Below are 25,293 nucleotides of genomic sequence, written 5' to 3'. Positions count from 1 at the left end.
GCCCGCTGTACGGAGGAGGGTTACGCCGGAAGGGTGGCCCTGGACACATGTCCCGGGCCACCCTTCGCGTACGGGCGGCTACTTGGCCGCGTTGGCCGTCTTCACGAGCGTGTCCTTGGTGACCGCGCCCACGTAGACCTTGCCGTCGTCCGTGATCAGGGCATTGACCACGCGGGTCGAGAAGACCTTGCCCGAGCCGAACGTGCCGGTGACCTTGTCACCGAGCGAGTCGAGGAACTGCTTGGCCTCCTTGGGGGCGTCCTTCTCGTTGGCCTTGCCCTCCAGGTCCTTGAGGCCCTTGCCGTTGCCGGAGTCGATGCGGGCGACCGAGGCCCAGCCCTCGCCGAGCACGGTCGTGTCACCCTTGCCCGTGCCGCCGCCCAGACCGTCCAGGCCGGGGATCGGCAGGGACTGCAGGCCCCGGTGCTCCTTGGCGCCCTTGTCGCCCGTGGCCGCCCCCGGGGCGTCCGTGCCCTCCTTCACCTTGGCGCCCTTGGGCGGGGTGAAGGTGAAGGTGTCGGCCGCGGGCTTGACGAAGTCGACCTTGTTGAAGCCGACGTCCACGATGGGCTTGCCGCCCTGGCTGGACAGCACCTGGAAGCGCAGCGGCACGCCGTTCTTGGCGTCCACCGCGATCTGCACGGAGCCGATCGTGGAGCCGCTCGCCTTCGGCTTGAGCACCAGCTGGTAGGCATCGCGCCCCGCCACCTGGGCGGTATCGCCCACGCTGACGTCCGTGGTGGGTCCGGCGGCCTTCAGGGCCTGCTCGGCGAGCTGGGCGGGCGAGGTGCCGAGGCGGTCGGCCGTCTTGTGCTCCTTGGCCCTCTCCCCGGCCTTGGCGCCCGCGTTCTTCTCGTGGAAGGCCTCATTGGCCCTGCTGTCGTAGCCCCAGACCTCGTCACCGTTGTGGATGAGGCTGTACTCGTCCTTCCCGTCCAGAAACGTGAGCCGCTGGCGGTCCGGGCCGTCGGCCGCGACCTTGAAGGTGTGCGTGCCGGCGGCGAGCTGCGCCACCTTGTCCTCCGGGTTCGCGGAGCCCCCGGTGACGCCCCCGCCGCCCAGCAGGCCGGTGGCCAGGCTCGGCAGGCCGAGGTCGGTGCTGATCTTCGCGGTGCCGGACAGCTGCTGCGTGTCCGATGCCGCGATCTTCTCGATGAGCTGCTGCGCCGTCACCTTGGGAAGGTCCGGTCCGCTCGCGTTGGCGAAGGCCGGAACCAGTCCGACGGTCGCCACGGCCACTCCCAGGACCACGACCGGTACCGCGTACCGCGAGGCCTTGCGAGAAGTCTTTACGTTCGCTTCCATGTCTCTGCCCTACCTCTGTGTGTAGGCGGCGACCTACCCGTCCCGGCTGTCTTGCGTCCACCCCGCGCCGCCACTCTCACCCGATCTGGTGGGGATGTGCCTCTATCTGACCAAAGAGGAGGGGGTCGCGTCATCACTCCTCGGAGCCAATCCGGCGTACACCCCTGGGATGACATGAGAGAGGCCCCACGCCCCCATCCAGTAGGGGTCGCGGGGCCTCGCCTCTGTCCAATGGCCGAGCAGCGGCACACCCGCGGCCTGCCGGGGGCCTATCCGGCCCGGTGCACCACCGCGTCGCACAGCTCTTCCAGGGCCGACTTCGCGAAGCACTCGGGCAACGGCGCCAGCGTGGCACGCGCGTCCTCGGCGTAGCGGATGGTGTCCCGCCTGGCCTGCTCCAGCGCCGGGTGGACCCGCAGCCGCGACAGCGCCTCGGCGTGCCGGGCGTCGTCCGTCAGATCGCCGTCCAGGAGGCGTACGAGGTCCAGGTCCTCCGCCCGCCCGTCCCGGGCGGCCGTCTCGCGCAGCCGGAGCACCGGCAGCGTCGGGATGCCCTCGCGCAGGTCCGTACCCGGCGTCTTGCCGGACTCGTGCGAGTCGGAGGCGATGTCCAGGACGTCGTCGGCGAGCTGGAAGGCGGTGCCGAGGCGCTCGCCGTACTGCGTGAGGATGTCGACGACGGAGTCGTCCGCCCCGGCCATCAGCGCGCCGAAGCGGCCGGAGACCGCGATCAGCGAGCCGGTCTTGCCGGCGATGACGTCGAGGTAGTGCGCGACGGGGTCGCGGCCGTCGCGCGGGCCGGCGGTCTCCAGGATCTGGCCCGTCACCAGCCGCTCGAAGGCCTCGGCCTGGATCCGTACGGCCTCGGGCCCGAGGTCGGCCAGTATGTGCGAGGCGCGGGCGAACAGGAAGTCACCCGTCAGGACCGCCACGGAGTTGCCCCAGCGGGTGTTGGCGCTCTCCACCCCGCGCCGGACGTCCGCCTCGTCCATGACGTCGTCGTGGTAGAGCGTGGCGAGGTGCGTGAGTTCCACGACCACCGCGGAGGGCACGATGCCGGGTGCGTAGGGGTCGCCGAAACGGGACGCGAGCATCACCAGCAGCGGCCGGAACCGCTTGCCGCCCGCCTTGATCAGGTGCTGCGCGGCCTCGGTGATGAAGGGGACTTCACTCTTGGTGGCCTCCAGCAGACCCGCCTCGACTGCGGCCAGTCCGGCCTGGACATCGCTCTCAAGAGCCTGGTCCCGCACGCTCAGTCCGAACGGCCCGACGACGGTCACGAGGGGTACTCCTGTCTGCTGACGATCACGGTGACGATCACCTGGATTGTCGATGTGTCGCTGCCATCACTCAAGCCAGCGTATCCGGTCTGTTTTCGATCACCGAGAGCGCCTGCCCGGTCGCCACCCGCGCACTGCCCGAACCGCACCGGTATGTTCTGGGGGAGCCGATACGACCGGAGAATACGTTTTGTCCATAACTGCGACCGATACCGACGAACCGGTGGACCCGGAGACCGAGCAGCCGCCGCCCGGCGACGACCACGCCTTCCTCGGCCACCCCCGGGGTCTGGCGACGCTCTCCGGACTGGAGGTCTGGGAGCGCTTCTCGTTCCTGGGCATGCAGGCCATTCTCGTTCTGTACTTCGCGGACACCGTAGCCAACGGCGGCCTCGGAATGAATCCGGGAACCGCCGCCTCCGTATCGGCCGCCTACGGAACCATGGTCTACCTGGTCTCCGTCGCGGGCGGCTGGCTCGCCGACCGGATCCTCGGCTCCTACCGGGCCGTCCTCTGCGGCGGCGTCCTGATCGCCTGCGGCCACTACGCGATGGCCGTGCCGACCGCCGCCATGACCTGGGTGGGCCTCGGCCTGATCAGCGCGGGCACCGGCCTGCTCAAGCCCAATGTGGCCAGCATGGTCGGCAAGCTGTACCGCACCGACGACCAGCGCCGCGACGCCGGATTCGCCCTCTACTACATGGGCATCAACATCGGCGCGTTCGCCGGACCCCTCGTCACCGCCTGGCTCGGCGAGCACCAGGGCTGGCACTGGGGCTTCTCCGCCGCCGCCGTCGGCATGACCGCGGGGCTGATCCAGTACGTCCTCGGGCGCCGCCATCTGGCCGGACGAAAGCACTCCGCCGAGTACGCCCTCGCCCCCGACGCGATGCGCCGCGCCGTGTGGACGATCGCGGGCGGACCGCTGGCCGTGGCCGCGCTGGCGACCGTACTGGCCTCCCTCGGCTGGCTCACCTTGGGCCGCCTCGTCGACCTGCTCACCCTGCTCTCGGTGATCGCCCCGGTCGTCTACTTCACCGTCATGTTCCGCAGCCCCCGGGTGAGCGCCGAGGAGCGCGGCAGGCTGCGCCCGTACGTGGTGCTCTTCCTGGCCTCCGTCGCCTTCAACTTCATCCTGTTCCAGGCGTACTCGACGATGATGCTGCTGGCCTCGACGAACGCCCGGACCACGATCCTCGGCTTCGACTTCCCCGCGGGCTGGTACGCCTCCGCGCTCGGCGCGTTCGAGGTGGCGCTGGCCCCGGTCGTCGCGGCCCTGTGGGTGCGCATGGGCCCCCGCCAGCCGCACTCCTCCAACAAGATCGCCATCGGGGTGATCCTGGGCGGCCTGTCCTTCCTCCTGATGGTCGTCCCCACCTCCGGGCACGCGGGCGACGGCACCTACGAGATGGCCGCCTGGTGGATCGTCGGCTCCTACCTGCTGCTCGGCCTCGGCGACGTCCTGCTGGAGACCTCGGGCATGTCGGCCACCACCAAGCTCGCCCCCAGGGCGTACGCGAGCCAGACCATGGCGCTGTGGTTCCTCTCGCTGGCCCTCGCCAACGGCATCCAGGCGCAGGTCGTCAAGATCTACGGCGAGGTCTCCAACCCCGTGTACTTCGGTGTCAACGGCGGGATCGCGGTGGCCGCGGGCGTGGCCGTGATCGCCCTCGCCCCCTGGCTGCGGCGCACGATGCACCCCGTCCACTGAGCCGATGCCCACGAGTCGACCGGAGGCTGCCCACCCATGATCATCCGTACCGACTTCCCCTACGGGACCACCCACGAGGACGTCCGGATCCCGCTTCCCGGCGACGACGGCGTGGAGCTGTACGCCCGGATCTGGCGGCCGGTGACCGACGAGCCCGTTCCGGCGCTGCTGGAGTACCTCCCGTACCGGCTCACCGACTGGACCGCCCCCCGCGACCGGCAGCGCCACCCCTGGTACGCCGGGCACGGCTACGCCTCGGTGCGCGTCGACGTACGCGGGCACGGCAACAGCGGGGGCCTCCCCGGCGACGAGTACGACGCCCAGGAGCTGGCCGACGGGGTCGCCGTCGTGGAGTGGCTGGCCGCGCAGCCGTGGTGCACCGGGGCCGTCGGCATGTTCGGCATCTCCTGGGGCGGCTTCAACTCCCTCCAGATCGCCGCCCTCGCCCCCGAACCGCTCAAGGCCGTCGTCACCGTCTGCTCCACCGACGACCGCTTCGACAACGACGTCCACTACATGGGCGGCTGCGTCCTCGCCGTCGACATGCACGCCTGGGCCGCCACCATGCTCGCCTTCGCCGCCCGCCCGCCGGACCCGCTCTACGCGGGCGACGGCTGGAAGGAGCGGTGGCTGGAGCGGCTGGAGGCCGTCGAACCGCTCGTCCACACCTGGCTCTCGCACCAGACCCGCGACGGCTACTGGAAGCACGGCAGCGTCTGCGAGGACTACTCCGCGATCGGCGCGGCCGTCCTCGCCGTCGGCGGCTGGCACGACCCCTACCGGGACACCGTCCTGCGCCTGGTCGAGCACCTGCCGCCCGACCGGGTGCGCGGCCTGATCGGCCCCTGGTCCCACCAGTACCCCGACCGGGGGCTGCCGCCCGGCCCGGCGATCGGCTTCCTCCAGGAGACCCTGCGGTGGTGGGACCACTGGCTCAAGGGCGTGGACAACGGGGTCATGGACGAGCCGCTGCTGCGCTCCTGGATCAGCGAGTCGCACCGCCCGGCGACCGTGTACGAACGGCTGGAGGGCCGCTGGGTCGGCGACACCGCCTGGCCCTCCCCCTCGGTCTCGCCGCTCTCGTACGGGCTCCAGGGCGCCCCCGTGGTCGTCGCGTCCCCGCAGCACACCGGCCTGGACGCGGGCCGCTTCTTCCCCTTCGGCAACGACGGGGACCTGCCGCCCGACCAGCGGGAGGAGGACGCAAAGTCGGCGTGCTTCGAGTTCCCGGTGGGGGCGGGCGAGCGGGTGGAGATCCTCGGCCGGCCCCGGGTCACCCTGCGGCTGCGGCTCGACGTGCCGTACGGGCAGGTCGTGGCCCGCGTCTGCGACGTGGCGCCCGACGGGTCCTCGACCCTGGTCACGCGGGGCGCCCTGAACCTGTCCGCGCGCCGGGGGCGGGACCAGGCGGTGGCGTGGCCGGTGGGCGCGTACGAGGACGTCACCTTCGAGCTGAACGGCATCGGGCACGCCTTTCCGGCCGGGCACCGGATCCGGCTCGCCCTGTCCTCCGCGTACTGGCCGTGGATCTGGCCGCGGGCCGGTTCGGAGGCGGGCTGGACGCTGGAACCGGCGGGGAGCGCGCTGACCCTGCCGGTCCGGGCGCCCGGGGCCGCCGCGGCGGAGATCGCCTTCGAGGCCCCGGAACAGTCGGAGGGGCTGGGGGTGTCCTATCCCGGGACCCTGGACGAGCCGCGTCCGGAACGGCTGGTCGTGCGGGACGTGGCGCGCGGGACGTGGCGGCTGGAGGTGGATCCGCGCTACGGCGGGACGCGGGTGTACCCGGACGGGCTGGAGTTCAGCGAGGACGCGCTGGAGGTGTACGAGATCCAGGAGGCGGACCCCCTGTCGGCCCGCACCCGCTCGGACTGGCGGATCCGGCTGCACCGGCCGGAGCTGGGCTGGGACGTGAGGGTCGAGACCCGGTCGGAGATCTCGTGCGACGAGGGCGGCTTCGTGACGTCGAACGAGGTCGTCTGCCGCGAGGCCGACGAAGTCCTCTTCCACCGCACGTGGGAACGCCGCCTCCCCCGCGGGGCGGGCTGAAGCTGCCCTCCGGGCCGGACCAAATCCAGCCCCGCCGGCGTTTGAGGCGCCGCCGGAGGCACCCGCGGCGCGAAACGCTGCCCTCAAACGCCGGGCGGGCTGGGATTGCCCTCCAGCGGGCCCCCACACGCCGGGCGGGCTGGAACGGCCGCCGCCCCCGGCTACCGGTACAGGCGTTCCAGGACCACCGCGATCCCGTCCGCCTCGTTCGACAGGGTCACTTCGTCCGCCACCGCCACCAGCTCCCGGTGCGCGTTCGCCATCGCCACCCCGTGCGCGGCCCACGCGAACATGGGGATGTCGTTCGGCATGTCGCCGAAGGCGATCGTCGAGGACGCGTCCAGGCCCAGGACACCGGTCGCCCACGCCAGCCCGCTCGCCTTGTCGATCCCCGGCGGCTGGAGCTCCACCGTGTGCTCCCCCGCCATCGTCACGTTCACGAGGTCACCGACCACCCCCCGCGCGACCCGGGTCAGTTCGTCGTCGTCCAGCTCCGGGTGCTGGAGCAGCACCTTGTTGATCGGGGCCGACCACAGGTCGGAGCGGCGCGGGACGCGGACCGTCGGGAGGTGCGGGTGCCACATCCGGTAGCCCGGCCCTATCAGCATCTCCGCGTCCACCCCCTCCCGGTTGACGGCCGCGAACACCTCCCCGATCTCCGCCTCGATCTTGCCGAGCGCGACCTCCGCGAGGTCCCGGTCCAGGGGGACGGAGTGCAGCATGCGCCCGGCCGCCGCGTCATACACCTGCGCGCCCTGCCCGCACACCGCGAGCCCCGTGTAGCCGAGGTCCTCAAGTACGTGGCGGACCTGCGGTACGGGGCGCCCGGTGACGATGATGTGCCGGGCGCCTGCCGCGCGCGCCGTCGCGAGCGCCGCGTACGAGCGGGCGGAGACCGTGTCACCGGCGCGCAGCAGAGTCCCGTCCAGGTCAGTGGCGATGAGGGCGTAGGGGAGGGCGTGCGGGAGGGCGGAAGTCACGGGTTCAAGGATACGGACCTCGTTGGACAAGTCCTACAAATAGCGCCCGAATCCGGCCTCCCGCAGGCCCCACCAGGCACGTAACGTGTCAACAAGACCCGGGACACCCCCGGACCGCGCGGAAAGCGAGGCAGTATCCCATGCCCCTGCAGAGCCCCCTCGACGTTCCCGAGGGCGACCCGTTCGGGCCGCACAACCTCCCGTACGGCGTCTTCTCGACCGCCGAGAACACGGGCGGCGACACGGCACCCCGACGGCGCATCGGCGTGCGGATCGGCGGGTACGTGCTGGACGCCGGGGCCGTGGCCCTCGCGCTCGGGTCCCCGTACGCCGGGCTGCTCGGCCGCCCCACGCTCAACCCGCTGCTCGCGGCCGGGCGCACCGCCTGGCACGACGTGCGCCGCGCGCTGACCGCGTGGGTGACCGATCCCGGCCACCGTCCCGCCGTCGAGCCGCACCTGGTGCCCCTCGAAGCCGTCACCATGCACCTGCCGTACGAGGTCGCGGACTACGTCGACTTCTACGCGAGCGAGCACCACGCCACCAACGTGGGGCAGATCTTCCGCCCGGACGGTGACGCGCTCACCCCCAACTGGAAGCACCTGCCCATCGGTTACCACGGCCGCGCGGGCACCCTCGTGGTCTCCGGCACGGACGTCGTACGGCCCTGCGGCCAGCGCAAGGCGCCCGCCGACCCGGCGCCGGTCTTCGGCCCGAGCATCAAGCTCGACATCGAGGCGGAGGTCGGCTTCGTCGTCGGCACCCCCTCCGAGCTGGGCACGGCCGTGCCGCTCGGGGACTTCCGCGAGCACGTCTTCGGCCTGTTCCTGCTGAACGACTGGTCGGCGCGGGACATCCAGGCCTGGGAGTACGTGCCGCTCGGCCCCTTCCTCGGCAAGTCCTTCGCGACCTCCGTCTCCGCCTGGGTCACTCCGCTGGAGGCCCTGGACGCGGCCCGTGTGACGCCCCCGGCGCGCGACTTCCCGCTGCTGCCCTATCTCGACGACTCGGACGCCGGCGCCGATGAACAGGGCGGTTTCGACCTGCGCATCACGGTCGCGATCAACGGCCACGAGGTCGCGCACCCGCCGTTCTCCTCGATGTACTGGACGGCCGCCCAGCAGCTCGCCCACATGACCGTCAACGGCGCCTCCCTGCGCACCGGTGACGTCTACGGCTCGGGCACCGTCAGCGGTCCCGAGACCGGCCAGCGCGGTTCGCTCCTGGAGCTGACCTGGAACGGCCGCGACGCCCTCGAACTCCCCGACGGCAAGCGCACCTTCCTGGAGGACGGCGACACGGTCACCCTGACCGCCTGGGCCCCCGGCCCCGACGGCACCAAGGTCGGCCTCGGCGAGGTCACCGGAACGATCGCCGCCGCCCGGATCGTGGACGCCCGCTAGTCCACGCCTCGGGGGCGAGTTTCCCGGCGGGGCGGCGGATCTTCCCGTCGCCCCGCCGGAGCCCCGGGCCAGAGCCGTACGTCGAGTCCCGCCCGGTGGCGTGCCCGAACAGTGCGGCGTGCCGCTGCGGCTGGGGGACCCGGACGCGCGCGCCTACGCCGGACGGGTGGAGTCGCGGCAGGGGTGACTCGCGCGGGCAGCTCCCCCATTGGGCGCCGCCCGCGTGCGGCCGGCGGCGCGGGCCGAGAGGGTGGGCGGACGGAACCCGGGAGGGCCCCATCCCGTATCCCGCACCCCACCGCGAGGAGTCCCATGACCGCCCGTCACCTGAAAACCGTCCTGACCTGCGCGGCCGCCGCGTCCCTCGTCTGGACCGCCGTCCCCTCGGCCCAGGCGGTGGACGGGCCGGCGCCCGATCCCCGCGATCAGCGGGCGATGCGCGACATGGCCACGGCGATGGCGGTGACCGCCAAGTACGCGGACGAGCGGGAGGCCCTCAAGGACGGGTACGTACCGCACGGTGAAGCGTGCATGACCAACCCGTTCGGGGTGGGCTCCATGGGCTACCACTACGTCAAGGAGTCCTACTGGGGTTCCCTGGACCCCAGCAGGCCGACCGCGCTCCTCTACAGCACCGAGAAGGACCGGCACGGCCGCCGCAAGCTCCAGACCGTGGAGTGGATGTCCACCGACCGGGACCAGGACCTGAAGACCAGCGACGACCGGCCGAGCATGTTCGGCCTGCCGTTCGACGGGCCCATGCCCGGCCACTGGGCGGGCATGCCCAAGCACTACGACCTCCACATGTGGGCGTACAAGGACAACCCGGCCGGCCGCTTCCACAACTGGAACCCCGCCCTGACCTGCCCCGGCAAGGCCGCCACCCCGGCGAAGCCCGCCGCGCACGAGCACGATCACGGCCGCTGAGGACGGCACAGGGCCCGGACCCCCTCGGGGGCCCGGGCCCTGGTGCGTACCCGCGAAGAACCGGTCAGCGCACGAACGTGCTCGCGTGGCCGGCGAGTTCCAGGAAGTACTGGGGTGCGACGCCCAGGACCACCGTGACCGCCACGCCCACCGCGATCGTGGTCATCGTCAGGAACGAGGGGACCGCCACCGTCGGGCCGTCGGCCTTCGGCTCGCTGAAGAACATCAGCACGATGACCCTGATGTAGAAGAACGCCGCGATGGCCGAGGAGATCACACCGACCACGACCAGCGCCCCCGCGCCGCCCTCCGCCGCCGCCTTGAAGACCGCGAACTTACCAGCGAAGCCGGAGGTCAGCGGGATACCGGCGAAGGCGAGCAGGAACACCGCGAAGACCGCCGCCGTCAGCGGGGAACGGCGCCCGAGGCCCGCCCACTTGGACAGGTGCGTGGCCTCGCCGCCCGCGTCGCGCACCAGCGTGACCACGGCGAAGGCGCCGATCGTCACGAAGGAATACGCCGCCAGGTAGAAGAGGACGGAGGAGACGCCCTCCTTCGACGTGGCGATCACACCGGCCAGGATGAAGCCCGCGTGCGCGATCGAGGAGTACGCCAGCAGCCGCTTCACATCGGTCTGGGTGATCGCGATGACCGCGCCCGCCAGCATCGTGACGATCGCGACGCCCCACATCACCGGGCGCCAGTCCCAGCGCAGGCCCGGCAGGACGACGTACAGCAGCCGCAGCAGCGCGCCGAAGGCGGCCACCTTCGTCGCCGCCGCCATGAAGCCGGTGACGGGGGTCGGGGCGCCCTGGTAGACGTCCGGGGTCCACATGTGGAAGGGGACCGCGCCGACCTTGAACAGCAGGCCCATCAGGATCATCGCGCCGCCGATCAGCAGCAGCGCGTCGTTGCCCATGGTGCCCGCGAGGGCCGGGTCGATCTTCTGGACGGTGCCGTCCACCACGTCGGCGATCACGGAGTACGAGACGGAGCCCGCGTAGCCGTAGAGGAGCGCGATGCCGAAGAGGAGGAAGGCGGAGGAGAAGGCGCCCAGCAGGAAGTACTTGACCGCGGCCTCCTGCGACATCAGCCGCTGGCGGCGGGCGAGGGCGCAGAGCAGGTAGAGCGGGAGGGAGAAGACCTCCAGCGCCACGAACAGGGTCAGCAGGTCGTCGGCCGCCGGGAAGATCAGCATTCCGGCGACCGCGAACAGCACCAGCGGGAACACCTCGGTGGTGGCGAACCCGGCCTTGACGGCGGCCTTCTCGCTGTCGCTGCCCGGTACGGACGCGGCCTGGGCGGCGAAGGAGTCCACCCGCCGGCTGCCGTGGGCCTCTGGGGTCTCCCCAGCGAAGCGAGGGGACGGATCCAGGCGCCGCTCGGCGAAGGTGAAGACGGCCACGATCGAGGCCAGCAGGATGGTGCCCTGGAGGAACAGCGCCGGCCCGTCGACGGCGACGGCGCCCATCGCGGCGACGTGCGCCTTGGCGGTGCCGTACCCGCCCGCGGCGAGCGCCACCACCGCCGCGAAGGCCGAGGCCAGCGCGGCGACGGTGAGGAACACCTGGGCGTAGTAACGGGCCTTGCGCGGTACGAACGCCTCGACGAGGACGCCGATCAGCGCGGCGCCCAGCACGATCAGCGTGGGCGAGAGCTGGACGTACTCGATGTGCGGGGCCGGGATCTTGTCGATCGGGCCGGCGGCCAGGGACCAGAGGCCCACAGCGGTGGTGCTCACTTGGCGGCCTCCACACTCTTCACCGGTACGGCGGGCTTGGGGTCCTTCTGGTTCACATCGGACATGGTGTGCTTCACCGCCGGGTTGACGATCTCGGTCAGCGGCTTCGGGTAGACGCCGAGCCCGATCAGCAGGGCGATCAGCGGGGCGACCACGAGGACCTCCCGCAGGTGCAGGTCCGGCATGGTGCGGACCTCCTCCTTGAGCGGGCCGGTCATGGTGCGCTGGTAGAGCACCAGCGTGTAGAGCGCGGCCAGCACGATGCCGAAGGTCGCGATGATGCCGACGACCGGGTAGCGGGCGAAGGTGCCCACCAGGACGAGGAACTCGCTGACGAAGGGCGCGAGGCCCGGCAGCGAGAGGGTGGCGAGGCCGCCGATCAGGAAGGTCCCGGCGAGCACCGGGGCCACCTTCTGCACACCGCCGTAGTCGGCGATGAGCCGCGAGCCGCGCCGCGAGATCAGGAATCCGGCCACCAGCATCAGCGCCGCCGTCGACAGGCCGTGATTGACCATGTAGAGGGTGGCCCCGGACTGGCCCTGGGAGGTCATCGCGAAGATGCCCAGGATGATGAAGCCGAAGTGGGAGATCGAGGCGTAGGCGACGAGGCGCTTGATGTCGCGCTGGCCGACCGCGAGCAGCGCGCCGTAGACGATGCTGATGAGGGCCAGGACCAGGATGACCGGGGTGGCCCACTTGCTCGCCTCGGGGAAGAGCCCGAGGCAGAAGCGGAGCATCGCGAAGGTGCCCACCTTGTCGACCACCGCGGTGATCAGGACGGCGACCGGGGCGGTGGCCTCGCCCATCGCGTTGGGCAGCCAGGTGTGCAGCGGCCACAGCGGGGCCTTCACCGCGAAGGCGAAGAAGAAGCCGAGGAACAGCAGCCGTTCGGTGCCCTGGGACATGTCCAGGGTCCCGGCGGCCCGGGCCTCGACGATCTCCTGGAGGGAGAAGTTCCCCGCGACCACGTACAGCCCGACGACCGCGGCCAGCATGATCAGTCCGCCGACCAGGTTGTAGAGGAGGAACTTGACGGCCGCGTACGAGCGCTGCGCGGCCGCGTTCTCGTCGGAGCCGGAGTGAGCCCGGTCCCCGAAGCCGCCGATGAGGAAGTACATCGGGATCAGCATGGCTTCGAAGAAGATGTAGAAGAGGAAGACGTCGGTGGCCTCGAAGGAGATGATCACCATCGCCTCGACCAGCAGGATCAGGGCGAAGAAGCCCTGGGTCGGCCGCCAGCGCGAAGGGTGCCACGTGGCGGAGCCACTGGTCGGCTCGTCCAGCGGGTCGGCGTCGTGCCAGCCGGCCGCGATCACGAACGGGATCAGCAGCGCGGTGAGCGCGATGAGCGCCACCCCGATGCCGTCCACGCCCAGTTCGTAGCGGACCCCGAAGTCCTTGATCCAGGAGTGGGATTCGGTGAGCTGGTAGCGGTCGCCGCCGGGATCGAAGCGGACCGCGACGATGGCGGCCAGCGCCAGCGTCGCCACCGACACCAGCAGCGCGAGCCACTTGGCGGCGGTCCTGCGGGCGGCCGGTACGGCCGCCGTCAGGATCGCGCCGACCGCGGGCAGCGCCGCCGTCGCCGTCAGAAGCGGGAAACTCATCTCACACCGCCCTCATCAGCAGGGTCGCGGCGATCAGGATCGCCGTGCCCCCGAACATCGAGACCGCGTAGCTGCGGGCGTAGCCGTTCTGGAGCTTGCGGAGCCTGCCCGACAGCCCGCCGACCGCGGCGGCCGTACCGTTGACCACTCCGTCGACCAGGCTGTGGTCGACGTAGACGAGCGAGCGGGTCAGGTGCTCGCCGCCGCGCACCAGGACGACGTGGTTGAAGTCGTCCTGGAGCAGGTCGCGGCGGGCGGCCCGGGTCAGCAGGGAGCCGCGCGGGGCGACCACCGGGACCGGCCGCCGCCCGTACATCATCCAGGCGACGCCGACACCGAGGACCAGGACCACCATGGTGGACAGGGTCACCGTCAGCGCGCTGACCGGCGGGTTCCCGTGCTCGTGCCCGGTGACGGGCTCCAGCCACTTGAGGAACCGGTCACCGATCCCGAAGATGCCGCCCGCGAACACCGAGCCGAAGGCCAGGATGATCATCGGGACGGTCATGGACTTCGGGGACTCGTGCGGGTGCGGCATCCGGCCGGCCGCGTCCTCGGCCGCGGGCTCCGCACCGGGCGTGGTGTCCGCGTCGGGCGCGGGCTGCCAGCGCTTCTCGCCGAAGAACGTCAGCAGCATCACGCGGGTCATGTAGAACGCGGTGATCGCCGCGCCCAGCAGGGCCACTCCGCCCAGGATCCAGCCCTCGGTGCCGCCCTTCGCGAAGGCCGCCTCGATGATCTTGTCCTTGGAGAAGAAGCCCGACAGGCCCGGGAAGCCGATGATGGCCAGGTAGCCGAGGCCGAAGGTGACGAAGGTGACCGGCATGTACGTGCGCAGGGCGCCGTACTTGCGCATGTCGACCTCGTCGTTCATCCCGTGCATCACGGAACCCGCGCCGAGGAAGAGACCGGCCTTGAAGAAGCCGTGCGTCACCAGGTGCATGATCGCGAAGACGTAGCCGATGGGGCCGAGGCCCGCGGCCAGGATCATGTAGCCGATCTGCGACATCGTGGACCCGGCGAGGGCCTTCTTGATGTCGTCCTTCGCGCAACCGACGATCGCACCGAAGAGCAGCGTCACCGCGCCGACCACGACGACCGCGGTCTGCGCGTCCGGCGCCCCGTTGAAGATGGCCCCGGAGCGGACGATCAGGTACACGCCCGCGGTCACCATCGTCGCCGCGTGGATCAGGGCCGAGACCGGGGTCGGGCCCTCCATCGCGTCGCCCAGCCAGGACTGCAGCGGCACCTGCGCCGACTTGCCGCAGGCGGCCAGCAGCAGCATCAGGCCGATGGCCGTCAGCTTGCCCTCGCCCGTGGCGTCCGCCGCGCCCAGGACCGGCCCGAAGGCGAAGGTCCCGAAGGTGGTGAACATCAGCATGATGGCGATCGACAGGCCCATGTCGCCGACCCGGTTGACCAGGAAGGCCTTCTTCGCGGCGGTGGCCGCGCTGGGCTTGTGCTGCCAGAAGCCGATGAGCAGGTACGACGCCAGGCCGACACCCTCCCACCCGACGTACAGCAGCAGGTAGTTGTCGGCGATGACCAGGAGCAGCATCGCCGCGAGGAACAGGTTGAGGTAGCCGAAGAAACGGCGGCGGCGCTCGTCGTGCTCCATGTAACCGATGGAGTAGACGTGGATGAGCGTGCCGACGCCGGTGATCAGCAGGACGAAGGTCATCGACAGCTGGTCGAGCTGGAAGCCGAGGTCGGCCCGGAAGCCCTCCACCGGAATCCAGCTGAACAGCCGTTGGTGAATGGCCCGTTCCTCGGCGCCGCGCCCGAGCATGTCGGTGAACAGCACCACGCCGATCCCGAAGGAGACGGCGGCGAACAGGGTGCCGAGCAAGTGCCCGGCCTTGTCGAGGCGCCGGCCGCCGCACAGCAGCACCGCCGCTCCGAGCAGGGGCGCCGCTACGAGCAGCGCGATCAGGTTCTCCACGGTGAGCGCCCCTTACAGCTTCATCAGGCTGGCGTCGTCGACCGAGGCCGAGTGGCGGGTACGGAACAACGACACGATGATCGCCAGGCCGACCACGACCTCCGCGGCGGCGACGACCATCGTGAAGAACGCGATGATCTGGCCGTCGAGGTTGCCGTGCATCCGGGAAAAGGTCACGAAGGCCAGGTTGCAGGCATTGAGCATCAGCTCGACGCACATGAACAGGACGATCGCGTTCTTGCGGATGAGCACACCGGCCGCGCCGATGGTGAACAGCAGGGCGGCGAGGTAGAGGTAGTTGACGGGATTCACTTCGATGCCTCCTCACGGCCGAGCCGCTCGGACGAGGCCTGCTCCAGCGCCTTCAGGTCCTCCAGCGCCGTGCTGGACACGTCCCGGATCTGGCCGCGGGCGCGCAGGGTCTTGTTGACGGTCAGCTCGGACGGGGTGCCGTCCGGCAGCAGACCCGCGACGTCCACCGCGTTGTGCCGGGCGTAGACGCCGGGGGCGGGCAGCGGCGGGAGCTGGACTCCGTCGCGTACGCGCTTCTCGGCCAGCTCGCGCTGCGTGGCGGGCCGCTCGGTGCGTTCGCGGTGGGTGAGCACCATCGCGCCGACGGCCGCCGTGATGAGCAGCGCGCCGGTGATCTCGAAGGCGAACACGTACTTGGTGAAGATCAGGGTGGCCAGACCCTCGACGTGGCCCGCGGAGTTGACCTTCCCCAGCCCGTTGAAGTGGGTCAGGGAGGCGTTGCGGATGCCGGCGATCAGCAGGATGCCGAAGCCGAGCCCGCACAGGACCGCCAGCCAGCGCTGGCCCTTGATGGTCTCCTTGAGGGAGTCCGCGGCGGTGACGCCGACGAGCATGACCACGAAGAGGAAGAGCATCATGATCGCGCCGGTGTAGACGATGACCTGGACGACGCCCAGGAAGTACGCCCCGTTGGCGAGGTAGAAGACCGCCAGGATGATCATCGTCCCGGCCAGGCACAGCGCGCTGTGCACGGCCTTCTTCATCAGGATCGTGCACAGCGCGCCGATCACGGCGACGGTGCCCAGGACCCAGAACTGCACGGCCTCACCGGTGGAGGTGAGCGAAGCGGCGGCCATGGCGTTCACGCGCCGACCCCCTCGGTGGCGTTCCCGTCGGCGGTCTCGCCCTTGGAGACCGCGACCTGGCGGACGGTGCCCGGAGCGGCCTCCGTCACCAGCCCCCGGTAGTAGTCCTGGTCGTCCGTGCCCGGGAAGATGGAGTGCGGGGCCTCGACCATGCCCTCGGTCAGCCCGGCGAGGAGCTGCTCCTTGGTGTAGATGAGCGCCTCGCGGCTGGAGTCGGCCAGCTCGAACTCGTTGGTCATGGTCAGCGCCCGGGTCGGGCACGCCTCGACGCAGAGCCCGCACAGGATGCAGCGGGCGTAGTTGATCTGGTAGACGCGGCCGTAGCGCTCACCCGGGGAGTAGCGCTCCTCCTCGGTGTTGTCCGCGCCCTCCACGTAGATGGCGTCGGCGGGACAGGCCCAGGCGCACAGTTCGCACCCGATGCACTTCTCCAGGCCGTCCGGATGGAGGTTGAGCTGGTGCCGCCCGTGAAAGCGCGGAGCGGTGGTCTTCTGCTGCTCCGGGTACTGCTCGGTGAGCCGCTTCTTGAACATGGCCTTGAAGGTCACGCCGAAGCCCGCGACCGGGTTCTGCCACTTCTCGTTCTGGTCGGCGTCAGACATCCTCAGCACCCTCCTCTCGGTCACTGTCGTTGTTCGGCCCACCACTGACGATCAGCTCCCGCTCTCCGCGGGGCCGCCTGCGCGGTACGGGCGCCAGGTGCTGGCCTGGTTTCGGGGGAACCGGGAAGCCGCCCGCCAGCGGGTCGAAGGCCTCGGCGGCCCCGCCCGCACCGGCCGCTTCGGCCGCCTTTCCCTTGCGGTCGCGGAAGACGTCCACGATCAGGGAGAGCAGCAGGATCGCGACGACGCCCCCGCCGACGTACAGCACGATCTCCGAGAAGTCGTACCGCTCGTTGCGCAGCGCCCTGACGGTCGCCACGAGCATCAGCCAGACCACGGAGACCGGGATCAGGACCTTCCAGCCGAGCTTCATCAGCTGGTCGTAGCGCACGCGCGGCAGCGTGCCGCGCAGCCAGATGAAGAAGAAGAGGAGCAGCTGCACCTTGAGGACGAACCAGAGCATCGGCCACCAGCCGTGGTTCGCGCCCTCCCAGTAGGTGGAGATCGGCGCCGGGGCCCGCCAGCCGCCCAGGAACAGGGTGGTGGCGACCGAGGAGACGGTGACCATGTTGACGTACTCGGCCAGCATGAACAGCGCGAACTTGATGGAGGAGTACTCGGTGTTGAAGCCGCCGACGAGGTCGCCCTCGGACTCCGGCATGTCGAAGGGGGCGCGGTTGGTCTCGCCCACCATCGTGACGACGTAGATGATGAAGGACACCGGCAGCAGCACGATGAACCAGCGGTCGCCCTGCGCCTCCACGATCTTCGAGGTCGACATCGACCCGGAGTAGAGGAAGACCGAGGCGAAGGCCGCGCCCATCGCGATCTCGTACGAGATCATCTGCGCGCAGGAGCGCAGACCGCCGAGCAGCGGGTAGGTCGAGCCGGAGGACCAGCCCGCCAGCACGATGCCGTAGATGCCGACCGAGGCCACCGCGAGGACGTACAGCATCGCGATCGGCAGGTCGGTGAGCTGCATCGTGGTGCGCTGGCCGAAGATCGAGACCTGGTTGTCGGAGGGCCCGAAGGGGATCACCGCGATGGCCATGAAGGCCGGTACCGCCGCGATGATCGGGGCCAGGATGTACACCACCTTGTCGGCCCGCTTGACGACGATGTCTTCCTTCAGCATCAGCTTGACGCCGTCGGCGAGCGACTGGAGGAGGCCCCAGGGGCCGTGCCGGTTGGGGCCGATGCGCAGCTGCATCCAGGCGACGACCTTGCGCTCCCACACGATGGAGAAGAGCACGGTCACCATCAGGAAGGCGAAGCAGAACACCGCCTTGATGAGCACCAGCCACCAGACGTCCTTGCCGAACAGCGACAGGTCCTCGGCAGCGATTTGTACGCCGTTCACGCGTCCACCTCCGAAGTGGCGTCGCCGGTGTCGGGCCGCGGGGTCGCGGGTCCGATGCGGACCAGGGCGCCCGGGCGGGCGCCGGTGTCCGCGAGGACTCCGGAGCCGGTGGAGTTCAGCGGGAGCCAGACCACCCGGTCGGGCATCTCGGTGATCCGCAGCGGCAGTTCCACGGAACCGGCCGGTCCGGTGACGGCGAGGAGATCGCCGTTCTTCACCCCGGTCTCCTCCGCGGTCGCCGCCGACAGCCGGGCACGGGCCTCGTGCCGGGTACCGGCGAGCGCCTCGTCCCCGTCCTGGAGCCTGCCCTGGTCGAGCAGCAGCCGGTGGCCCGCGAGGACCGCCTCGCCCGCGCCGGGCCGGGGCAGCGGCGCGGTGTCCGCGCCCTGCGCGCCCGCGTACTCCCCGGTCCACGGCCCGAGCCGGTCGATCTCCCGGCGTACGGCGTGGACGTCGGCCAGCGCGATCGGCCGGTCGGCGGCGTCCGCCAGCATGTGCAGCACGCGGGAGTCGGCCGGGGCCAGGCGCCGGGTCATCTGCTCGGGCTTCAGCGCGGCCTCGAACGGCCGGACCCTGCCCTCCCAGTTGATGAAGGCACCCGGCTTCTCCGCGACCGCCGCCACCGGGAACACCACGTCCGCGTGGTCGGTGACCTCGCTGGGCCGCAGCTCCAGGGAGACCACGAAGGCCTCCTTGAGGGCCTCGCGGGCCCGCTCCGGGTCCGGCAGGTCGGTGACCTCGACGCCCGCGACGAGCAGCGCGCCCAGTTCCCGGCCCGCCGCCGCCTCGACGATCTGGCCGGTGTCCCGGCCGTAGCGGTGCGGGAGCTCGTCCAGGCCCCAGGCCGCGGCGACCTCCTCGCGGGCCCGCGGGTCGGTGGCCGGGCGGGCCCCCGGCAGCAGCGACGCCAGCGCGCCCGCCTCGACGGCGGCCCGCTCACCGGCCCGCCGCGGGATCCACACCAGGTGGGCACCGGTCGCGGTGGCCGCCCGTACGGCCGCGGTCAGCGCGCCCGGGACGGCGGCGAGCCGCTCGCCGACCACGATGACCGCGCCGGGAGCGCGCAGCGCCTCGGCCGCCTCCTGGCCGCCCGCCTCCAGACCGGTGCCGGAGGCCAGCGCGTCCAGCCACTCGGGTTCGGTGCCGGGGGCGGCGGCCAGCAGGGTGCCGCCCGCCTTCTCCAGACCGCGAGTGGCGAACGGCGCGAGGCCGAAGGTGCGCTGCTTGCGCTTGAGGTGCGCCTTGCGCAGCCGCAGGAAGACCCCGGGGGCCTCCTCCTCGGACTCGATGCCGGCGAGCAGGACGGCGGGGGCCGCCTCCAGCGACCCGTAGGTGACCCCGGTGCCGTCGAGGTCCTTGCCGCGGCCCGCGACCGAGGAGGCCAGGAAGTCGCTCTCCTCCGCGCTGTGCACCCGGGCCCGGAAGTCGATGTCGTTGGTGTCCAGCACCACCCGCGCGAACTTCGCGTAGGCGTAGGCGTCCTCGACGGTCAGCCGGCCGCCGGTGAGCACCCCCGCCCGGCCGCGCGCGGCGGCCAGTCCGGCGGCCGCGGCCGCCAGCGCCTCGGGCCAGCTCGCCGGGGCGAGCACCCCGTCGCTGCCGCGCACCAGCGGGGTGTTCAGCCGGTCGGGGCGCTGCGCGTAGCGGAACCCGAAGCGGCCCTTGTCGCAGACCCACTCCTCATTGACCTCGGGGTCCTCGGCCGCCAGGCGGCGCAGCACCTTGCCGCGGCGGTGGTCGGTGCGGGTCGCGCAGCCGCCCGCGCAGTGCTCGCACACGCTCGGGGAGGACACCAGGTCGAAGGGGCGGGAGCGGAACCGGTAGGCGGCGGACGTGAGCGCGCCGACCGGGCAGATCTGGATGGTGTTGCCGGAGAAGTACGACTCGAAGGGGTCGCCCTCGCCGATGCCGACCTGCTGGAGCGCGCCGCGCTCCAGCAGCTCGATCATCGGGTCACCGGCCACCTGGTTGGAGAACCGGGTGCAGCGCGCGCACAGCACGCAGCGCTCACGGTCCAGCAGCACCTGGGTGGAGATCGGTACGGGCTTCTCGTAGGTGCGCTTGCGCCCTTCGAAGCGGGACTCGGCGTTGCCGTGGGACATCGCCTGGTTCTGCAGCGGGCACTCGCCGCCCTTGTCGCAGACCGGGCAGTCCAGCGGGTGGTTGATGAGCAGCAGCTCCATCACCCCGCGCTGGGCCTTCTCGGCGACCGGCGAGGTCAGCTGCGTCTTGACGACCATGCCGTCGGTGCAGGTGATGGTGCAGGAGGCCATCGGCTTGCGCTGGCCCTCGACCTCGACGATGCACTGCCGGCAGGCGCCGACCGGGTCGAGCAGCGGGTGGTCGCAGAACCGGGGGATCTCCACGCCGATCTGCTCGGCGGCCCGGATGACCAGGGTCCCCTTGGGCACCGACAGTTCCACGCCGTCGATGGTCAGGGACACCAGGTCGGCGGGCGGCTGCACTGCCTCTCCGCCACCGGCGGGAGCATTACTGGTGACGGTCACGCGTTCACCTCCGTGTCAGCCCAGAGGGTCGACTTCCTGGGGTCGAAGGGGCAGCCCTTGCCCGTGATGTGCTGCTCGTACTCCGCGCGGAAGTACTTCAGCGAGGAGAAGATCGGGCTGGCCGCACCGTCGCCGAGCGCGCAGAACGACTTGCCGTTGATGTTGTCGGCGATGTCGTTCAGCTTGTCGAGGTCGGACATGACGCCCTTGCCCGCCTCGATGTCGCGGAGCAACTGGACCAGCCAGTACGTGCCTTCGCGGCACGGTGTGCACTTGCCGCAGGACTCGTGCGCGTAGAACTCGGTCCAGCGGGTGACCGCGCGGACCACGCAGGTCGTCTCGTCGAAGCACTGCAGGGCCTTGGTGCCCAGCATGGAGCCGGCCGCGCCCACGCCCTCGTAGTCGAGGGGCACGTCGAGGTGCTCCTCGGTGAACATGGGGGTGGAGGAGCCGCCGGGGGTCCAGAACTTCAGCCGGTGCCCGGGCCGCATCCCGCCGCTCATGTCGAGGAGCTGGCGCAGGGTGATCCCGAGGGGGGCCTCGTACTGCCCGGGCCCCACGACGTGCCCGCTCAGCGAGTACAGCGTGAAACCGGGGGACTTCTCGGTACCCATCGACTTGAACCAGTCCTTGCCCCGGTTCAGGATCGCGGGAACGGACGCGATGGACTCGACGTTGTTCACCACGGTGGGGCAGGCGTAGAGCCCCTCGACCGCGGGGAAGGGGGGACGCAGCCTGGGCTGGCCCCGCCTGCCTTCGAGCGAGTCGAGGAGCGCGGTCTCCTCACCGCAGATGTACGCGCCCGCGCCCGCGTGGACCGTCAGTTCCAGGTCCAGGCCGCTGCCGAGTACGTCCTTGCCGAGGTAGCCCGCCGCGTAGGCCTCCCGCACGGCCTCGTGCAGGCGGCGCAGTACGGGGACGGTCTCGCCGCGCAGGTAGATGAAGGCGTGCTGCGAGCGGATCGCGTAGCAGGCGATCACGATGCCCTCGATGAGGGAGTGCGGGTTGGCGAAGAGCAGCGGGATGTCCTTGCAGGTCCCCGGCTCCGACTCGTCCGCGTTCACCACCAGGTAGTGCGGCTTGCCGTCGCCCTGCGGAATGAACTGCCACTTCATTCCGGTGGGGAAGCCCGCGCCGCCGCGCCCGCGCAGCCCCGAGTCCTTCACGTAGGCGATCAGGTCGTCCGGGGTCATCGCGAGCGCCTTGCGCAGGCCCTCGTACCCCTCGTGGCGCCGGTAGGTCTCCAGCGTCCACGACCGCGGGTCGTCCCAGAACGCCGACAGTACGGGCGCCAGCAGCTTCTCGGGGCTGGTGCCGTTCTCGTTCAGTTCGGTGGTCACCGTCATCACTCCCCCTCCTCGGCGTCTGCCCCGGCGCGCGGATGGACGACCTTGCCGCTCTGGTGCGGGACTTCACCGCGCGCGATCCGCAGGCCGATCAACGAGGCGGGTCCGGCGCCGCCGCTCGCCTCGACGGCGCCGGGACGCTCGTCCGGGAACCCGGCCAGGATCCGGGCCGTCTCCTTGTACGTGCACAGCGGCGCGCCCCGGGTGGGCCGCACCTCGCGGCCCGCGATCAGGTCGTCGACCAGGGCCTTCGCGGACTCGGGCGTCTGGTTGTCGAAGAACTCCCAGTTGACCATCACCACGGGGGCGAAGTCGCAGGCCGCGTTGCACTCGATGTGCTCCAGCGTCACCTTGCCGTCGCCGGTGGTCTCGTTGTTGCCGACGCCCAGGTGCTGCTTCAGCTCGTCGAAGATGGCGTCGCCGCCCATCACCGCGCACAGGGTGTTCGTACAGACGCCGACCTGGTAGTCCCCGGAGGGCTTGCGCCGGTACATCGTGTAGAAGGTGGCGACGGCGGTGACCTCGGCGGTGGTCAGACCCAGCACCTCGGCGCAGAACCGGATCGCGGTGCGCGAGACGTACCCGTCCTCGGACTGGGTGAGGTGCAGTAGCGGCAGCAGCGCGGAGCGGCTGTCCGGGTAGCGGGCGATGATGTCCCGGGCGTCCGCCGCGAGCCGCTCGCGCACCTCGGCCGGATAGTCGGGGGCGGGCAGCTGGGGCATCCCCAGCGAGAGGGGGGACTGGGGGGTGTCCCCTCCAGAAAGCGCAGTGCTCATCGGTCGACGCCTCCCATCACGGGGTCGATGGAGGCGACGGCCACGATGACGTCGGCGACCTGGCCGCCCTCGCACATCGCCGCCATGGCCTGCAGGTTGGTGAAGGACGGGTCGCGGAAGTGGACCCGGTAGGGGCGGGTGCCGCCGTCGGAGACGACGTGGACGCCCAGTTCGCCCTTGGGGGACTCGACGGCCGCGTAGACCTGCCCGGCGGGGACCCGGAACCCCTCGGTCACCAGCTTGAAGTGGTGGATGAGGGCCTCCATGGAGGTGCCCATGATGTTCTTGATGTGGTCGAGCGAGTTGCCGAGGCCGTCCGGGCCCATCGCGAGCTGCGCGGGCCAGGCGATCTTCTTGTCGCCGACCATGACCGGGCCCGGCTCCAGCCGGTCCAGGACCTGCTCGACGATCCGCAGCGACTGCCGCATCTCTTCGAGGCGGACCAGGAAGCGCCCGTAGGAGTCGCAGGACTCGGTGGTCGGTACGTCGAACTCGTACTCCTCGTACCCGCAGTACGGGTCCGTCTTGCGCAGGTCGTGCGGCAGGCCCGCCGAGCGCAGGATCGGGCCGGTGGCGCCGAGCGCCATGCAGCCGGTGAGGTCGAGGTAGCCGACGTCCTGCATGCGGGCCTTGAAGATGGGGTTGCCGGTGGCGAGCTTGTCGTACTCCGGCAGGTTCTTCTTCATGGTCTTCACGAAGTCCCGCAGCTGGTCCATCGCACCGGCGGGCAGGTCCTGGGCGAGGCCGCCGGGGCGGACGAACGCGTGGTTCATGCGCAGGCCGGTGATCAGCTCGAAGATGTCGAGGATCAGCTCGCGGTCCCGGAAGCCGTAGATCATGATCGTGGTCGCGCCCAGCTCCATGCCGCCGGTGGCGATGCACACCAGGTGGGAGGAGAGCCGGTTGAGTTCCATCAGCAGGACGCGGACGGCGGTGGCGCGGTCGGGGATCTGGTCCGTGATGCCGAGGAGTTTCTCGACGCCCAGGCAGTACGCCGTCTCGTTGAAGAACGGCGTCAGGTAGTCCATGCGCGTCACGAAGGTGGTGCCCTGCGTCCAGTTCCGGAATTCGAGGTTCTTCTCGATCCCGGTGTGCAGGTAGCCGATTCCGCAGCGGGCCTCGGTGACCGTCTCGCCGTCGATCTCCAGGATCAGCCGCAGCACGCCGTGCGTCGACGGGTGCTGGGGACCCATGTTGACGATGATCCGCTCGTCGTCGGCGCGGGCCGCGGACTGGACGACCTCGTCCCAGTCCCCGCCGGTGACGGTGTAGACGGTGCCCTCGGTGGTCTCCCGGGAGGAGGCGTGGGACGTCTCGGGTGAAGTGGACATCAGCTGTACGACCTCCGCTGGTCGGGAGCCGGGATCTGGGCACCCTTGTACTCGACGGGGATGCCGCCGAGCGGGTAGTCCTTGCGCTGCGGGAAGCCCTGCCAGTCGTCCGGCATCATGATCCGGGTGAGGGCCGGATGCCCGTCGAAGACCAGGCCGAAGAAGTCGTACGCCTCGCGCTCGTGCCAGTCGTTGGTCGGGTAGACCGCGACGAGCGACGGGAGGTGCGGATCGCGGTCCGGGACCGACACCTCCAGGCGCAGCACCCGTCCGTGGGTGAGCGAGCGCAGGTGGTAGACCGCGTGCAGCTCGCGGCTCTTGTCCCCGGGGAAGTGGACCCCGGAGACGCCGGTGCACAGTTCGAAGCGCAGGGCCGGGTCGTCGCGCAGGGTGGAGGCCACCCGTACGAGGTGCTCGCGCGCGATGTGGAGCGTCAGCTCCCCGCGGTCGACGACCACCTTCTCGATCGCGTTCTCCGGGAGCAGGTCCTGCTCCTCCAGGGCGCCTTCCAACTCGTCGACGACCTCGTCGAAGACCCCGTACGCCGAGCCGCCTTCGACGGCGGGGCCGTAGGGGCGGCTGCTCTCGCCCGGCAGGGCGACGGTGCGGACCAGGCCGCCGTAGCCGCTGGTGTCACCGCCGTTCTCGGCCCCGAACATGCCCTTGCGGACGCCGATGACCTCGCCGCCCGCGCTGCCGCGGGGAACGGGAACGTTCCCGTTCCCCTCCGGCTCTTCGTTCGTCGCGCTCACCGGAGCAGCCCCTTCATCTCAATGGTGGGGAGCGCCTTGAGGGCCGCCTCCTCAGCCTCCCGGGCCGCCTCCCGCTGGTTCACACCGAGCTTGGAGCCCTGGATCTTCTGGTGGAGCTTGAGGATCGCGTCCATCAGCATCTCGGGGCGGGGCGGGCAGCCAGGCAGATAGATGTCCACGGGGACGATGTGGTCGACGCCCTGGACAATCGCGTAGTTATTGAACATTCCACCTGAAGATGCGCAAACCCCCATAGAAATGACCCATTTGGGAGAAGGCATCTGGTCATACACCTGCCGCAGTACCGGCGCCATCTTCTGGCTGACCCGCCCGGCCACGATCATCAGGTCGGCCTGCCGCGGCGAACCGCGGAAGACCTCCATGCCGAAGCGGGCCAGGTCGTACCGGCCCGCTCCGGTGGTCATCATCTCGATGGCGCAGCACGCGAGGCCGAACGTGGCCGGGAAGACGGATGACTTGCGCACCCAGCCCGCGGCCTGTTCGACGGTGGTCAGCAGAAAGCCGCTCGGCAGCTTCTCTTCCAGTCCCATGGAAAATT

20 protein-coding genes are annotated in these 25,293 nt (G+C 70.7%); 4 read left to right on the top strand and 16 right to left on the bottom strand.

Features of this window, described 5'->3' with window-relative positions; translation table 11 throughout:
- Window positions 1-78: 78 nt before the first annotated feature.
- Together QMF80_RS11680 and QMF80_RS11675 are read right to left on the bottom strand one after the other, a co-directional pair.
- The gene (locus QMF80_RS11680) at window positions 79-1,305 is read right to left on the bottom strand and encodes a LolA family protein (RefSeq protein ID WP_283452294.1); all 1,227 of its coding nucleotides are present in this window, start codon (window positions 1,303-1,305) and stop codon (window positions 79-81) included.
- Between the two features lie 269 nt (window positions 1,306-1,574).
- Window positions 1,575-2,585 (bottom strand): polyprenyl synthetase family protein, encoded by a 1,011-nt coding sequence (locus QMF80_RS11675; protein WP_283452292.1) that lies wholly within the window; start codon window positions 2,583-2,585, stop codon window positions 1,575-1,577.
- A 190-nt stretch (window positions 2,586-2,775) separates the two neighbouring features.
- On the opposite strand from QMF80_RS11675, the gene QMF80_RS11670 reads away from it, so the two are divergent.
- Together QMF80_RS11670 and QMF80_RS11665 are read left to right on the top strand one after the other, a co-directional pair.
- Window positions 2,776-4,296 carry a peptide MFS transporter gene (locus QMF80_RS11670; protein WP_502962823.1) on the top strand — a complete coding sequence of 507 codons (1,521 nt, stop codon included), beginning with the start codon at window positions 2,776-2,778 and terminating at the stop codon, window positions 4,294-4,296.
- Window positions 4,297-4,332: 36 nt separating this feature from the next.
- The gene (locus tag QMF80_RS11665) at window positions 4,333-6,342 is read left to right on the top strand and encodes a CocE/NonD family hydrolase (RefSeq protein WP_283452290.1); all 2,010 of its coding nucleotides are present in this window, start codon (window positions 4,333-4,335) and stop codon (window positions 6,340-6,342) included.
- A gap of 161 nt (window positions 6,343-6,503) precedes the next feature.
- On the opposite strand, the gene QMF80_RS11660 is transcribed toward QMF80_RS11665, so the two are convergent.
- Window positions 6,504-7,322 carry an HAD family hydrolase gene (locus QMF80_RS11660; RefSeq protein WP_283452288.1) on the bottom strand — a complete coding sequence of 273 codons (819 nt, stop codon included), beginning with the start codon at window positions 7,320-7,322 and terminating at the stop codon, window positions 6,504-6,506.
- 140 nt (window positions 7,323-7,462) lie between these two features.
- Here QMF80_RS11660 and fahA point away from each other — a divergent pair, with 140 nt between their 5' ends.
- Window positions 7,463-8,725 carry a fumarylacetoacetase gene (gene fahA / locus QMF80_RS11655; protein ID WP_283452286.1) on the top strand — a complete coding sequence of 421 codons (1,263 nt, stop codon included), beginning with the start codon at window positions 7,463-7,465 and terminating at the stop codon, window positions 8,723-8,725.
- 312 nt (window positions 8,726-9,037) lie between these two features.
- On the top strand, window positions 9,038-9,652 hold the full coding sequence (locus QMF80_RS11650; RefSeq protein ID WP_283452284.1) for a hypothetical protein: 615 nt from the start codon (window positions 9,038-9,040) through the stop codon (window positions 9,650-9,652).
- A gap of 64 nt (window positions 9,653-9,716) precedes the next feature.
- Here QMF80_RS11650 and nuoN read toward each other — a convergent pair whose 3' ends face one another.
- The 13 genes from nuoN to QMF80_RS11585 are packed head-to-tail and all read right to left on the bottom strand — an operon-like array spanning window position 9,717 to window position 25,285.
- Window positions 9,717-11,393, bottom strand: coding sequence for an NADH-quinone oxidoreductase subunit NuoN (gene nuoN / locus QMF80_RS11645; RefSeq protein WP_283452282.1), 1,677 nt, complete (start codon window positions 11,391-11,393; stop codon window positions 9,717-9,719).
- On the bottom strand, window positions 11,390-13,000 hold the full coding sequence (locus QMF80_RS11640; RefSeq protein ID WP_283452280.1) for an NADH-quinone oxidoreductase subunit M: 1,611 nt from the start codon (window positions 12,998-13,000) through the stop codon (window positions 11,390-11,392). The genes nuoN and QMF80_RS11640 overlap by 4 nt, the downstream gene beginning before the upstream one ends.
- A gap of 1 nt (window position 13,001) precedes the next feature.
- Entirely contained in the window at window positions 13,002-14,942 is a 1,941-nt protein-coding gene (gene nuoL, locus QMF80_RS11635; protein WP_283452278.1) for an NADH-quinone oxidoreductase subunit L, read from the bottom strand.
- A 12-nt stretch (window positions 14,943-14,954) separates the two neighbouring features.
- Entirely contained in the window at window positions 14,955-15,254 is a 300-nt protein-coding gene (nuoK, locus tag QMF80_RS11630; RefSeq protein WP_007265827.1) for an NADH-quinone oxidoreductase subunit NuoK, read from the bottom strand.
- The gene (locus QMF80_RS11625) at window positions 15,251-16,051 is read right to left on the bottom strand and encodes an NADH-quinone oxidoreductase subunit J (protein ID WP_283452444.1); all 801 of its coding nucleotides are present in this window, start codon (window positions 16,049-16,051) and stop codon (window positions 15,251-15,253) included. Before QMF80_RS11625 ends, nuoK begins: the two co-directional genes overlap by 4 nt.
- Window positions 16,052-16,056: 5 nt before the next feature.
- Window positions 16,057-16,662, bottom strand: a complete 606-nt coding sequence (gene nuoI / locus QMF80_RS11620) for an NADH-quinone oxidoreductase subunit NuoI (RefSeq protein ID WP_283452273.1) — start codon at window positions 16,660-16,662, stop codon at window positions 16,057-16,059.
- Window positions 16,655-18,022 carry an NADH-quinone oxidoreductase subunit NuoH gene (gene nuoH / locus QMF80_RS11615; protein ID WP_283452271.1) on the bottom strand — a complete coding sequence of 456 codons (1,368 nt, stop codon included), beginning with the start codon at window positions 18,020-18,022 and terminating at the stop codon, window positions 16,655-16,657. The genes nuoI and nuoH overlap by 8 nt, the downstream gene beginning before the upstream one ends.
- Window positions 18,019-20,529 carry an NADH-quinone oxidoreductase subunit G gene (locus QMF80_RS11610; RefSeq protein WP_283452269.1) on the bottom strand — a complete coding sequence of 837 codons (2,511 nt, stop codon included), beginning with the start codon at window positions 20,527-20,529 and terminating at the stop codon, window positions 18,019-18,021. Before QMF80_RS11610 ends, nuoH begins: the two co-directional genes overlap by 4 nt.
- Entirely contained in the window at window positions 20,526-21,875 is a 1,350-nt protein-coding gene (nuoF, locus tag QMF80_RS11605; RefSeq protein WP_283452267.1) for an NADH-quinone oxidoreductase subunit NuoF, read from the bottom strand. The genes QMF80_RS11610 and nuoF overlap by 4 nt, the downstream gene beginning before the upstream one ends.
- Window positions 21,875-22,651, bottom strand: coding sequence for an NADH-quinone oxidoreductase subunit NuoE (gene nuoE, locus QMF80_RS11600; protein WP_283452265.1), 777 nt, complete (start codon window positions 22,649-22,651; stop codon window positions 21,875-21,877). Before nuoE ends, nuoF begins: the two co-directional genes overlap by 1 nt.
- Window positions 22,648-23,982: an NADH-quinone oxidoreductase subunit D gene (locus QMF80_RS11595; protein ID WP_283452264.1), complete on the bottom strand. Its 1,335-nt coding sequence runs from the start codon at window positions 23,980-23,982 to the stop codon at window positions 22,648-22,650. Before QMF80_RS11595 ends, nuoE begins: the two co-directional genes overlap by 4 nt.
- Window positions 23,982-24,734, bottom strand: a complete 753-nt coding sequence (locus tag QMF80_RS11590) for an NADH-quinone oxidoreductase subunit C (RefSeq protein WP_283452262.1) — start codon at window positions 24,732-24,734, stop codon at window positions 23,982-23,984. Before QMF80_RS11590 ends, QMF80_RS11595 begins: the two co-directional genes overlap by 1 nt.
- Window positions 24,731-25,285 (bottom strand): NuoB/complex I 20 kDa subunit family protein, encoded by a 555-nt coding sequence (locus QMF80_RS11585; protein ID WP_283452260.1) that lies wholly within the window; start codon window positions 25,283-25,285, stop codon window positions 24,731-24,733. The genes QMF80_RS11590 and QMF80_RS11585 overlap by 4 nt, the downstream gene beginning before the upstream one ends.
- Between the last annotated feature and the right edge of the window lie 8 nt (window positions 25,286-25,293).

Origin of the sequence: Streptomyces sp. G-G2, assembly GCF_030063135.1 — a bacterium.
Lineage (GTDB): Bacteria > Actinomycetota > Actinomycetes > Streptomycetales > Streptomycetaceae > Streptomyces.
Note: the sequence above shows the minus strand (reverse complement) of the source record. Positions and strands in the feature narration are given on the sequence as shown.